General features: G+C 61.0%; 10 protein-coding genes. 6 read left to right on the top strand and 4 right to left on the bottom strand.

Features of this window, described 5'->3' with window-relative positions; genetic code table 11:
* Window positions 1–26 precede the first annotated feature (26 nt).
* Both F8N66_RS01170 and F8N66_RS01165 read right to left on the bottom strand, forming a co-directional pair.
* The gene (locus F8N66_RS01170) at window positions 27–1,754 is read right to left on the bottom strand and encodes an autotransporter assembly complex protein TamA (RefSeq protein WP_150768434.1); all 1,728 of its coding nucleotides are present in this window, start codon (window positions 1,752–1,754) and stop codon (window positions 27–29) included.
* 79 nt (window positions 1,755–1,833) lie between these two features.
* Window positions 1,834–2,484: a GNAT family N-acetyltransferase gene (locus F8N66_RS01165; RefSeq protein WP_150768433.1), complete on the bottom strand. Its 651-nt coding sequence runs from the start codon at window positions 2,482–2,484 to the stop codon at window positions 1,834–1,836.
* A 291-nt stretch (window positions 2,485–2,775) separates the two neighbouring features.
* On the opposite strand from F8N66_RS01165, the gene xthA reads away from it, so the two are divergent.
* Window positions 2,776–3,588, top strand: a complete 813-nt coding sequence (gene xthA / locus F8N66_RS01155) for an exodeoxyribonuclease III (RefSeq protein WP_150768431.1) — start codon at window positions 2,776–2,778, stop codon at window positions 3,586–3,588.
* A gap of 130 nt (window positions 3,589–3,718) precedes the next feature.
* Window positions 3,719–5,053 (top strand): substrate-binding domain-containing protein, encoded by a 1,335-nt coding sequence (locus F8N66_RS01150; RefSeq protein WP_150768430.1) that lies wholly within the window; start codon window positions 3,719–3,721, stop codon window positions 5,051–5,053.
* Window positions 5,054–5,167: 114 nt separating this feature from the next.
* Here the strand turns inward: F8N66_RS01150 and F8N66_RS01145 are convergent, their stop codons facing one another.
* Window positions 5,168–6,397 (bottom strand): acyl-CoA dehydrogenase, encoded by a 1,230-nt coding sequence (locus tag F8N66_RS01145; protein ID WP_150768429.1) that lies wholly within the window; start codon window positions 6,395–6,397, stop codon window positions 5,168–5,170.
* Window positions 6,398–6,561: 164 nt separating this feature from the next.
* On the opposite strand from F8N66_RS01145, the gene F8N66_RS01140 reads away from it, so the two are divergent.
* The 3 genes from F8N66_RS01140 to F8N66_RS01130 all read left to right on the top strand — a co-directional run bounded on the left by F8N66_RS01140 (window position 6,562) and on the right by F8N66_RS01130 (window position 9,133).
* Complete coding sequence (locus F8N66_RS01140; RefSeq protein ID WP_150768428.1) at window positions 6,562–7,491, top strand: LysR family transcriptional regulator; 930 nt, start codon at window positions 6,562–6,564, stop codon at window positions 7,489–7,491.
* A gap of 195 nt (window positions 7,492–7,686) precedes the next feature.
* On the top strand, window positions 7,687–8,088 hold the full coding sequence (locus tag F8N66_RS01135; protein ID WP_150768427.1) for a MerR family transcriptional regulator: 402 nt from the start codon (window positions 7,687–7,689) through the stop codon (window positions 8,086–8,088).
* A 145-nt stretch (window positions 8,089–8,233) separates the two neighbouring features.
* Window positions 8,234–9,133: a hydroxymethylglutaryl-CoA lyase gene (locus F8N66_RS01130; RefSeq protein ID WP_150768426.1), complete on the top strand. Its 900-nt coding sequence runs from the start codon at window positions 8,234–8,236 to the stop codon at window positions 9,131–9,133.
* A gap of 679 nt (window positions 9,134–9,812) precedes the next feature.
* Here F8N66_RS01130 and F8N66_RS01125 read toward each other — a convergent pair.
* Window positions 9,813–11,510, bottom strand: coding sequence for an AMP-binding protein (locus F8N66_RS01125; protein WP_150768425.1), 1,698 nt, complete (start codon window positions 11,508–11,510; stop codon window positions 9,813–9,815).
* A 295-nt stretch (window positions 11,511–11,805) separates the two neighbouring features.
* Between F8N66_RS01125 and F8N66_RS01115 the strand changes: the two genes are divergently transcribed.
* Complete coding sequence (locus tag F8N66_RS01115; protein ID WP_077045893.1) at window positions 11,806–12,969, top strand: isovaleryl-CoA dehydrogenase; 1,164 nt, start codon at window positions 11,806–11,808, stop codon at window positions 12,967–12,969.

The raw sequence follows: 12,969 nt of genomic DNA, 5'->3' as shown, positions 1-12,969 counted from the left end.
CAGGCCACGCTTTACAAAAACAGGCTTCACAGCTCAGGCCCCATGGAAAAGTGCAATCGGATGCCGCCATCGTCGTCCAGCGCATGGGCCAGGTCGAGGCGAATCGGCCCGACCGGCGAGACCCAGCGCACGCCGATACCGACGCCGGTCTTGAGGCTCGGCAGTTCGAGGGTATTGAAGGCATTGCCCTGGTCGACGAACGTGGCGACCCGCCATTTCTCGGCGACCGAATATTGATATTCGACGCTGCCCGCGACCATGTACCGGCCGCCGATGCGGTCGCCCTGGTTGTTTTCCGGGGACAGGCTCTGATAATCGTAACCGCGCACGCTCTGGTCGCCACCGGCGAAAAACCGCAGCGACGGCGGCACCGACGTATAGCCGTTGGTGGCACTGCCGCCGACCTGCACCCGACCGAGGAAGCGGTGCTTGTCGAAGACCGTGGTCAAGCCTTTGACCAGTGCCGTGCCGTACAGCAAGTTGTTGTCCGAACCCAAGCCTTCCTTGGCCACGCGGGTTTCAAATGCCAGGCGATAGCCGTTGTGTGGATCGATGCGATTGTCACTCTTGAGGTACGTATAGCTCACGCCGGGCATCAACAACGTACTGAGCCCGGAGTCGTCGCCCAGCCGATATTCCTCGCGTTGCCACTTCAGCGACACCACCCGCTGCCAGCCGCTGGGCAACTTGCTGTGCCATTCCGGCCCCACCGTCAGCAGTTTGCTGAGGCTGTCCTTGTCGGCGATTTCCTCGTTCTGATAGCCGCCGGCGAAACGCAGTTTGTCGGTCAGCGGCGGGTCCAGCGGGATGTCGTAGAACACCCCGACGTTTTGCCGTGGCGCAGAGACTTCGGTCTCCCAGCCATAGCTATGCCCCTGCGGATTGACCCAGTGCCGGGTCCAGTTGGCCTTGATCCGCGGACCGACGTCGGTGGAGTACCCAAGGCCCAGCCCCATGGTGCGCGGCTTGCGGGTTTCAAGCTTGACGTCGACGGGGATCACATTGTTTTTCGAGGCTGTCGGCGCGGCATCGACCCGCACGCTTTCGAAATACCCGCTCGACTGCATCGCCTGGCTGAGTTCGGCGATCAGCTCCGAGTCATACGGCGTACCTTCCTTGAACGGCACCATGCGTTGCAGCAGGTCTTCGTCGAACGGGGTATCGCCTTCGAAACTGATCTTGCCCAGCGAGTAACGCGGGCCGCTGTCATAGATCAACTCGATATCGGCCACGCCGGCCCGGGGGTCGACCGACAGCTTCGAGCGGGTGAAATGGCCGCTGAAAAAGCCGTAGCGCGAGGCCTGGTTCTGGATCAGCCGCTTGGCGTCATCGTATTGGCCATGGTTGAGCACCGCACCGGTTTGCAAGGCATGGCTCTTGGGCACACGAAAGGATTTGAGGGAGGCCGCCGGGCCATCGACACGGATAGTGACGTTGCGCAAATGCACCGGCTCGCCGGGGTCGATGTCGAGGATCAGGTGCGGGGTCTTGCCTCCCGTCACCTTGCTGTCGATCTGCGGCTGGTAATAACCCAGGGCCTGGGCGGCCTTGCGCGCCTGCTCTTCGGCACCCCGACTGAAGCGCAGCAAGGCCTCTTCGTCACGATCGCCGAGACTGCCGATATAGCCCTCTATATTGGCTTTCAGTGCATCGTTGGACGGTTTGATCCGCACATCCAATTCACTTTGGGCCAGTGCCGCGCAGCTGCTGATCAGCATGAGCACGCCACTGGTAATTCTTCCTGGAAACTTCATAGGCGCGGATGCTATCACGTGCATGGTTGATCAACATGGGAGCGTGATAGAGCCTGGCGCGGCCGAGAAGTTCTCGCTCTTATGCCGTGGCGCTCTGCACGACTTGAGGGTTGGGGTGGAAAAATACGTGCTCGCGGATCGGTCCTACGGCCACCTCTCCAATTTCCTCATAGCCCTGACGCTTGTAAAACTCCAGGTAGCGCGGATTGCCGGTGTCGAGAATTACCCCCTGAGAGTGTTCATCCACCGCGCACCAGTTATGCACCGCTTGCAGCAGCTGCTCGCCAAAGTGTTTGCCCTGGAATTGCGGATGGACCCCCAGCAACGGCAGGACATGCACCGAATCCGACGGCACGCACGCCGCGACCGCATCGTGATACTCAAGGTAGCGGCGGGTGCAGCGAAAACCGGTGCTGAGCACCATCCGCAAGCGCCAGGCCCAACTTTCGGTGATGCCCAGCCGCCGTTGCGGCGGCGCGATCAGGGCGATGCCGATCAAGCGGTCGTTGACCAGCAGGCCAATGGCCGGCAAGTCCTGCAGGAAGTGTTGCTTGACCAGTTCCCGCACCGTGGCGCGCACGCGCTGTTCATAGCCTGGGCGCTCCGACTCGAACAGGTAGCCGAATGTCGGCTCGTGCCGGTAGGCCTGGTACAGCAGGGAACGCGCTTCGCGGGAATAGCCGCTGTCGAGCATGTGGATATCGGCGATGGCGGTGGAGGTTTCGGGCATGACGGTTGATCTCCCCGGCGCGGCTCGGGTGGCTGCGCTCTTTCTTATGGGTACGAGCCTGGCGGTGCCTGCACAGTTCCGTTGTGATCTGAAATCAGCGTGGATCGGGCGGCGCCTTCGCGAGCAAGCCCGCTCCCACAAAGGTATAGACCAGACTCGAACCCTGTGGGAGCGGGCTTGCTCGCGAAGAGGCCGGAACAGTCAATAAAGATCTGACTGAAGACCCCATCCCGACACTGGCCCCAACCCCGCATGTCAGCTAGCATCGCCCTTTTGCCAGGACTGCCGACCATGAAGATTGTCTCCTTCAACATCAACGGGCTGCGCGCCCGTCCCCATCAGCTGGCGGCGCTGATCGAAAAGCACCAGCCCGATGTGATCGGCCTGCAGGAAACCAAAGTCCACGACGACCAATTCCCACTCGATGAAGTCAGGGCCCTGGGCTACCACGTGTATTTCCATGGGCAAAAGGGCCATTACGGCGTTGCCCTGCTCTCGCGCCAGGAACCGCTTGCCTTGCACAAGGGCTTCGCCACCGATGAAGAAGACGCGCAACGACGCTTCATCTGGGGCACCTTCGCCGATGCCAATGGCGTGCCGGTGACCATCATGAACGGCTACTTTCCACAAGGCGAAAGCCGCGACCACCCCACCAAATTCCCGGCCAAGGAACGCTTCTACAGCGACTTGCAGCAACTGCTGGAAAGCCAGTTCAAGAACGACCAGCCGCTGGTGGTCATGGGCGACGTGAACATTTCCCCGGAAGATTGCGACATCGGTATCGGCCCGGACAACATGAAACGCTGGCTGAAAACCGGCAAGTGCAGCTTCCTGCCGGAAGAGCGCGAATGGATGGCCCGATTGAAAAACTGGGGCCTGGTGGACAGCTTCCGCCACCTCAACCCGGACGTGGCCGATCGCTTCAGCTGGTTCGACTACCGCAGCCGCGGGTTCGAAGACGAGCCCAAGCGTGGCCTGCGGATCGACTTGATCCTGGCGTCCCACGGCTTGCTGCCACGGGTCAAGGATGCGGGCGTGGACTACGAACTGCGCGGCATGGAAAAGCCCTCGGATCATGCGCCGATCTGGCTTGAATTGAGCTGAAAGTAAAAGATCGCAGCCTGCGGCAGCTCCTACAGGAGCTGCCGCAGGTTGCGATCCTTTGATCTGTCATATTTCGGAAACCTTACTGACTTAATCTCCCGACACCTCTTTCGCTATGTAAGGTGCCGGCATGACGCTGCGCGGGTTGTTCCTGTTGATGCTCTGGTTGCCGCTCACGGTTCTAGCCAGCAGCCTGCCCCTGCCCGAACGGGGCCCGGTGCTGCGCATCCAGGGTTCCAATACCATCGGCGCGGCATTGGGCCCGGCGCTGGTCGAAGGCTTGCTGCGCCAGCAGGGCCTGGTCAACGTACACCGCGAGACCCCGGACACGGCCAATGAATTGCGCATCGTCGGTGAAACCGTCCAGGGACGCCGGGTCGAGGTGGAACTGGCGGCCCACGGTTCCAGCACCGGTTTCAGTGCACTGAAGACCGGCCGCGCCGATCTCGCCGCTTCTTCGCGCCCAATCAAGGATCGCGAGGTGGCGGACCTCCAGGCGCTGGGCGACCTGAAAAGCCCCGGCGCCGAACAGGTCATCGCCATCGACGGCCTGGCGATCATTGTTCATCCGGACAATCCACTGAACCAGCTCGACACCGAGCAACTGGCGCGCATTTTCAGTGGCGACGCCAACACCTGGGAAGACGTCGGTGCCAGCGGCGGGCCGATACATCTGTATGCGCGGGACGATCAGTCCGGCACCTACGATACGTTCAAGGAACTGGTGCTCAGCGGTCGCGGGAAAACCCTGGGCAGCGCCGCGAAACGTTTCGAATCCAGCGAGCAATTGTCCGACGCGATCAGCCTCGACCCGCAAGGCATCGGTTTCATCGGCCTGCCCTACGTGCGCCAGGCCAAAGCCGTGGCGATCGTCGACGGCCAATCCCAGGCCATGTTGCCGCAGCGCAGCCTGATCGCCACCGAAGACTATCCGCTGTCCCGCCGATTGTTTCTTTACTTGCCGCCGAACGGGAAAAACCCCTGGGCCGAGGCGCTGGTGACGTTCGCGCAAAGCAGCCAGGGTCAGGCGATCGTGGCCGCCAACGGTTTTATCGCCCAGACCGTGCAGGCCATGGCCGTCGTCCCGAATGCGCTGATGCCCGAGGGTTACCAGGGACTGAGCCGTCACGCCCAGCGGCTGACGGTGAACTTCCGTTTCGAGGAAGGCAGCGCCAGCCTCGACAACAAGGCCCGGCAGGACCTGTCGCGGGTGCTCGACTATATAAAGCAGCATGACAAAGCCGACCGGCAGGTGACGCTGGTGGGATTCGGCGATGCCAAGAGCGACCTGGCGCGGGCCGACCTCTTGTCGAAACTGCGGGCCATGGCCGTGCGACGGGAGCTGGTGAAAAGCGGCGTGGTGTTGCGCGAGATTCGCGGCTTCGGCGCGCAAATGCCGGTGGCGGCCAACAGCGCGGATGAGGGGCGGATCAAGAATCGGCGGGTTGAGGTTTGGGTGTATTGAATCTGATGTTTCTGTGGTGATGGGCCTGACGTCTTCGCGAGCAAGCCCGCTCCCACAGGGCTAGCGTAAATCCTGTGGGAGCGGGCTTGCTCGCGAATGGCAGGCGACTCGAACTTACTGGCCGCTACGCAACATCTCTTTGGGCACGTACTTGCCGATCTCGAACTTGCCGATCGCCGCGCGGTGCACTTCATCCGGGCCGTCGGCCAGGCGCAGGGTGCGCTGCATCGCATACATGTACGCCAGCGGGAAATCGTTCGACACCCCTGCCCCGCCATGAATCTGGATCGCCCGGTCGATCACCCGCAAGGCCACGTTCGGCGCCACCACCTTGATTTGCGCGATTTCGCTCTTCGCCACCTTGTTACCGACGGTGTCCATCATGTAGGCCGCTTTCAACGTCAGCAGGCGCGCCATGTCGATTTCCATCCGCGAGTCGGCGATCTTGTCGATGTTGCCGCCCAGGCGCGCCAGGGGTTTGCCGAACGCCGTGCGGTTCACCGAGCGTTTACACATCAGTTCCAGCGCGCGCTCCGCCATGCCGATCGAGCGCATGCAGTGGTGAATCCGGCCAGGGCCAAGGCGACCCTGGGCAATCTCGAAGCCGCGTCCTTCGCCCAGCAGGACGTTTTCGTACGGCACCCGCACGTTGTCGAACAGCACTTCGGCGTGACCATGGGGGGCATCGTCATAGCCGAACACCGGTAGCGGACGCAGGATCTTCACGCCAGGGGTATCGACCGGCACCAGAATCATCGAATGCTGGGCGTGACGCGGCGCATCAGGGTTGCTCAGGCCCATGAAGATCAGGATCTTGCAGCGCGGGTCGCAGGCGCCGGAAGTCCACCACTTCTTGCCATTGATCACCCACTCATCGCCATCGCGCACCGCGCGGGCCGCCATGTTGGTGGCATCGGAGGAGGCAACGTCGGGTTCGGTCATGGCGAACGCCGAGCGGATCTCGCCGCGCAGCAGCGGTTCGAGCCAGCGCTGTTTCTGTTCTTCGTTGGCGTAGCGCACCAGCACTTCCATGTTGCCGGTGTCCGGCGCCGAGCAGTTGAACGGCTCCGGACCGAGCAGCGAGCGGCCCATGATTTCCGCCAGCGGCGCGTATTCGAGGTTGGTCAGGCCGGCACCCAGTTCCGACTCAGGCAGAAACAAATTCCACAGGCCCTCGGCCTTTGCCTTGAGTTTGAGTTCTTCCATGATCGCCGTCGGCTGCCAGCGGTCGCCCTCGGCAACCTGACGCTCGAACACGGCTTCAGCGGGATAAACGTAGGTGTCCATGAACGCGGTCACGCGCTCACGCAGTTCCTGAACCTTGGGCGAATAAGCGAAATCCATGAGCAGCTACCTTCTTGAGGGAGGTTGTTTAGGTCATGCAATCGATGCTAGAACAGCCATGAAAATTTACCTAGCCTATTCTCGGCGTGTATTAACATTCATCACCGATATATGATCGACTGATAGCCACGGCTACCCGTCCACACAATAAGAGAGCCGCGTATATGAATCTGAGCAAGGTCGACCTCAACCTTTTCATCGTCTTCGACGCGATCTACACGGAAGCCAACCTGACCCGTGCCGGGCAGATTGTCGGCATCACTCAGCCAGCGGTGTCGAACGCCCTGGCCCGCCTGCGCGAGACCTTCAACGATCCATTGTTCGTGCGCACGGCCCAAGGCATGGTGCCCACGCCGATGGCACAGAACATCATCGGCCCGGTGCGCAACGCCCTCTCGCTGCTGCGGGTATCGGTGCAGGAAAGCCGCATTTTCAACCCGCTGCAGGCGGTCAAGACCTATCGCATCAGCATGACCGACCTCACCGAAGCCGTGATCCTGCCGCCGCTGTTCCAGCGCCTGCGTCGCCTCGCGCCGACGGTGATCATCGAGAGTTTCCTGTCCAAGCGCCGCGAGACCACCAAGGAACTGGCGGCCGGTCGCCTCGACTTCGCCGTGGATGCGCCGCTCAACACCGACCCGCAGGTACGCCACGTCAAGTTGATGGAAGATCGCTACGTGTGTGCGATGCGCAAGGGGCACCCGCTGGCGGCGAAAGAAAAATTCACCCTTGATGATTACCTCGGCCTGACGCACATCCATATTTCCAGCCGTCGCAGCGGCCTGGGCCATGTCGACCTGGCCCTGGGCAAGATGGGCATCCAGCGCAAGATCGCCCTGCGCTCCCAGCATTACCTGATGGCTTCGCAAGTGCTGCAACAGACCGACATGGTGATGACCGTGCCGGAACGCTTCGCCCGCCGAAACGATCTGCACGCCTTCAGCCTGCCGGTCAACGATGTGCCACCGGTGGAAACCCACCTCTACTGGCACGAAAGCACCGACCAGGACCCGGCCAACCGCTGGATGCGCGAGCAGATGATCGAGTTGTGCCAGCAAGTGACGGCGCATGAGAAGAAGCTGGAGAAGGTGTAGGACGCTCCACCGCGCTGCCCCTTTCGCGAGCAAGCCCGCTCCCACACTGAACGCGTTCTTTCTGGAGGAGCGCGGTTGAATGTGGGAGCGGGCTTGCTCGCGAAGAGGCCCGCGACGACACTGAAAACCCCTGCCCCTTGACGTAAACGTCAACCTGCCATTAGCTTAGCGCCATGACCTTTTGCGAGCGCGCCCATGAGCAGCCAGACCTACAGCATTTCCGACCTCGCCCGCGAGCTCGACATCACCACCCGGGCCATTCGCTTCTATGAAGAGCAAGGCTTGCTCAGCCCCGAACGCCGAGGCCAGGAACGCATCTATTCGCCCCGGGACAAGGTCAGCCTGAAGTTGATCCTGCGGGGCAAGCGCATCGGCTTTTCGCTGGCCGAATGCCGCGAGTTGATCGAGCTCTACGACCCGTCCAGCGGTAACACCAAGCAACTGCACAGCATGCTGGCAAAAATCAGCGAGCGCCGGGAACAGCTGGAACAGCAGCTGCTGGACATCGAACAGATGAAACTCGAGCTGGACACGGCTGAAGAGCGCTGTGTGCAGGCGCTGGAGCAGACCCTCAAGAATCAACAGGCCATTCAATAATCATACGACGATCCCGTGTGGGAGCGGGCTTGCTCGCGAATGCGGCTTTTCATCCAACAGGGATGTCGACTGACCCACCGCTTTCGCGAGCAAGCCCGCTCCCACACGGGATCGTCGTTCACCCATTAATACAGGTGAATTACCCATGTCCCTTCCCACCCACGTACGCCTGGTCGAAGTCGGCCCCCGCGACGGCCTGCAAAACGAAGCCCAACCCATCAGCGTCGCCGACAAGGTGCAACTGGTCGACGCGCTCACGGCCGCGGGCCTTGGCTATATAGAAGTCGGCAGTTTCGTCTCGCCCAAATGGGTGCCGCAGATGGCCGGTTCCGCCGAGGTCTTCGCGCAGATCCAGCGCAAGCCCGGCGTCACGTATGGCGCACTCGCGCCCAACCTGCGTGGCTTTGAGGATGCCCTTGCCTGCGGGGTCAAGGAGGTGGCGGTGTTCGCCGCGGCGTCCGAAGCCTTTTCCCAGCGCAACATCAATTGCTCGATCAGCGAAAGCCTTGAGCGTTTCGTGCCGATCATGGACGCCGCCCGACAGCACGGCGTGAGTGTGCGCGGTTACGTGTCCTGTGTGCTGGGTTGCCCTTATGAAGGTCAGGTCGCCCCCGAACAGGTCGCCCGGGTCGCCCGCGAGCTCTATGCCATGGGCTGCTACGAAGTGTCTTTGGGCGACACCATCGGCACCGGCACCGCTGGCGCCACCCGCCGGATGTTCGAGGTGGTATCGGCCGATGTCCCCCGGGAAAAACTGGCCGGGCATTTCCACGACACCTACGGCCAGGCCATGGCCAACATCTACGCCAGCCTCCTCGAAGGCATCTCGGTGTTCGACAGCTCCATCGCCGGGCTCGGTGGCTGCCCCTACGCCAAGGGCGCCAGCGGTAACGTCGCCACCGAAGACGTGGTTTACCTGCTCAACGGCCTGGGCATCGACACCGGCATCGACCTGGACGCGCTGATCCTGGCCGGTCAGCAAATTTGCTCTGTGCTGGGGCGCCCGACCGGTTCACGTGTGGCCAAGGCCCGTAACGCGCAGTGAGTGTGCGGGTGTGTCCGGGTGTTACCGCCCACGCTGAAAATGTGGGCGGCAGCGAGTAACACGGAAACAAATTGTCAGGGATTCCCTGAGAGAAAAATCCCACAAAATACTAAGTTGTTGATTTTAAAGGGTTTTTAAAAGTTGGCACGGGAACTGCTATCTCTATGGCACAACAAGAATAAAAAATTGCGACACACCTAATAAAAACAAGACGTAACGACTCTGACATAACAAAAACAACACGGCAGAGACGCAGCTAACAGATTTTTTTGGAGAAGATGTGCTTTTCAGGGTGCTTTTCGGAGTAACCCGCAACCGGGCAGAGAACAATAAAACTACCTTCAGGTAGCTCCCGAACTGGTTGGATCGCTCAGCGAAAAAGTAGATCAGCGCTCAAAAAAATACGTTTGCTCTTGATCCCGGATGGGGATCGCCAAAAACAGCGGTAAAGGGCAACGGTTGCCAAAAACAAAAACAGACCGCCCCTCAATAATAAAAAAAGAGCACGCGCAACGACAATTAAAGGGGAGCCTCGGCTCCCCTTTGTGCTGTCTGCGATTTAGATAATCATGCAAAACCCTGTGGGAGCGGGCTTGCTCGCGAATGCGGAGTGCCTGCCAGCGCATGTGTCGACAGGTATACCGTATTCGCGAGCAAGCCCGCTCCCACAGGTTTTGGGTCATGCCTTATTAATGCGCAACTCCTCGATACTAATCTCGCGCATCTTGAATTTCTGGATCTTGCCGGTCACGGTCATCGGGAATTCTTCCACGAACTTGAAGTAACGCGGCGTCTTGAAGTGCGCGATGCGCTCTTTGCACCAGGCTTGCAACTCCTGTTCGCTCGCGCTGTGCCCCGGGTGGAACTTGATCCAGGCGACAATCTCTTCGCCATACCGAGAGCATGGAATACCGATCACCTGCACGTCGGCCACGGCCGGGTGGGTGAAGAAGAACTCTTCCAGCTCTCGCGGGTAAATATTCTCGCCGCCACGAATGATCATGTCCTTGTTGCGCCCGGCGATGCACACATAACCCTCGTCGTTCATGCTCGCCAGGTCACCGGTGTGCATCCAGCCCGCCTGGTCGATCGCCTCGGCGGTGCCTTGCGGGTTGTTCCAGTAGCCGAGCATCACGCTGTAGCCCCGGGTGCACAGTTCGCCGATGGTGCCGCGCGGCACCAGGTTGCCCGCTTCGTCGATAATCTTGCTTTCCAGCTGCGGCTGAGTGCGGCCCACCGTGGTGACGCGCAGCTCCAGATCGTCGGACGGCCCGGTCTGCAACGACACCGGGCTGGTTTCGGTCATGCCGTAGGCAATCTGCACTTCGCTCATGTGCATTTCATTGATCACCCGGCGCATCACTTCGATAGGGCACGTCGCCCCCGCCATGATCCCGGTGCGCAGGCTCGACAGGTCGAATTCCGCGCGTTGCGGCTGATCGAGCATGGCGATGAACATGGTCGGCACGCCGTACAGCGCGGTGGCTTTTTCTTCGGCGACAGTATTCAGGGTCAGCAACGGATCGAAGGCGTCATTGGGATAAATCATGGTGCTGCCGTGGGTGATGCAACCCAGATTGCCCATCACCATGCCGAAGCAGTGATACAGCGGCACGGGGATCACCAGGCGATCAGCGGCGGTAAGGCCGAGGCTTTCGCCAACCATGTAACCGTTGTTGAGGATGTTGTAGTGGCTAAGGGTCGCGCCCTTGGGGAAACCGGTGGTACCGGAGGTGTACTGAATGTTCACCGCCTGGTCGAAATGCAGGCTCTCCTGACGTTCGTGCAGTTGTTGGTCCGATACGCTGCCGGCCAGATCCGCCAGTTGCGCCCAGGGCACGAAACCGCCTGGGGGCTGCGCATCCAGGCTGATGACGCCACGCAGTTCGGGCAGGCGCTCGCTGTGCAACTTGCCGACGGGTTGCTCCGCCAGCTCGGGCACCAGGCCCTGGAGCATCGCGTGGTAGTTGGAGGTCTTGAAAGCCCCGGCGCACACCAGCCACTGACAGCCGGATTGCTTCAACACGTATTCAAGTTCGGAACTGCGGTAGGCCGGGTTGATGTTGACCAGGATCACGCCGATTTTCGCCGTGGCGATCTGGGTGATGCACCACTGGGCGCAGTTGGGTGCCCAGATGCCAAGACGGTCACCGGCCTGCAGGCCCAGCGCCAGCAGTGCCCTGGCGTGCAGGTCCGCGGCGTGCGCCAGTTGCCGCCAGGTGTAGCGCAACTGTTGATGCCGCACGACCAGCGCCTCCCCGTCCGGGTACTGCGCGACCGTGTTCTCGAACGCCTGGCCGATGGTCATCGCCAGCAAGGCTTTGTCCTGGGAACCACGGGTGTAACTGCGTTGCGGGCTTGCACTGGGTTGATCCATGACGACCCCTATTGTCTTTATTTATGGGCTACCGGCGGTGCCCCCTGTGGGAGCGGGCTTGCTCGCGAAAGCGCTGTGTCAGTCGACATCAACGTTGAATGACACAGCGCTTTCGCGAGCAAGCCCGCTCCCACAATGGTGGCCCGCGTTCTATCTTGAACTGCCTCTACTCTCGCTCAAGTTGACGTTAACGTAAAGGGTGATTGACAGCCATTCGTCACAGGCTTACGTTAACGTAAAGGTGAGAGCTGAACCACCGCCCTCCCCACCCGACAAAAAAGCCAAAAGGTGACCCATGAGCTACCCATCCCTGAATTTTGCCCTCGGTGAAACCATCGACATGCTGCGCGATCAGGTTCAGTCCTTCGTCGCCAAAGAGATCGCCCCCCGCGCCGCTCAGATCGACATCGACAACCTGTTCCCCGCTGACCTGTGGCGCAAATTCGGCGACATGGGCCTGCTGGGCATCACGGTTCCAGAGGAGTACGGCGGCGCCGGCCTGGGTTACCTGGCCCACGTGGTGGCGATGGAAGAAATCAGTCGTGGCTCGGCCTCGGTGGCGTTGTCCTACGGCGCGCACTCCAACCTCTGTGTCAACCAGATCAACCGCAACGGCAATCATGAGCAGAAACTCAAGTACCTGCCGAAGCTGATCAGCGGGGAGCACATCGGCGCCTTGGCGATGAGCGAACCGAATGCCGGTTCCGACGTGGTCTCGATGAAGCTGCGCGCCGATAAGCGCGGCGACAAATACGTGCTGAACGGCAGCAAGACCTGGATCACCAACGGTCCGGACGCCAACACCTATGTAATCTACGCCAAGACCGACCTGGAAAAAGGCCCCCACGGCATCACCGCCTTCATCGTCGAGCGCGACTGGAAAGGCTTCAGCCGCAGCAACAAGTTCGACAAGCTCGGCATGCGCGGCTCCAACACCTGCGAGCTGTTCTTCGATGACGTCGAAGTGCCGGAAGAAAACATCCTCGGCGTACTCAACGGTGGCGTGAAGGTGCTGATGAGCGGCCTCGACTACGAGCGCGTGGTGCTCTCGGGCGGCCCGACCGGGATCATGCAGGCCTGCATGGACCTGATCGTGCCGTACATCCACGACCGCAAGCAGTTCGGCCAAAGCATCGGCGAGTTCCAGCTGATCCAGGGCAAGGTCGCCGACATGTACACCCAACTAAATGCCAGCCGGGCCTACCTGTACGCCGTGGCCCAGGCCTGCGAGCGCGGCGAAACCACGCGCAAGGACGCCGCCGGCGTGATCCTCTACAGCGCCGAACGCGCCACGCAAATGGCCCTCGACGCGATCCAGATTCTCGGCGGCAACGGTTACATCAACGAATTCCCGGCCGGTCGCCTGCTGCGTGACGCCAAGTTGTATGAAATCGGTGCTGGCACCAGTGAGATCCGTCGCATGCTGATCGGTCGCGAACTGTTTAACGAAACCCGCTAA

This window comes from Pseudomonas fluorescens (assembly GCF_902498195.1).
Classification (GTDB): Bacteria; Pseudomonadota; Gammaproteobacteria; order Pseudomonadales; family Pseudomonadaceae; genus Aquipseudomonas; species Aquipseudomonas fluorescens_BU.
This window is presented reverse-complemented; position numbering and strand designations above follow the sequence as displayed.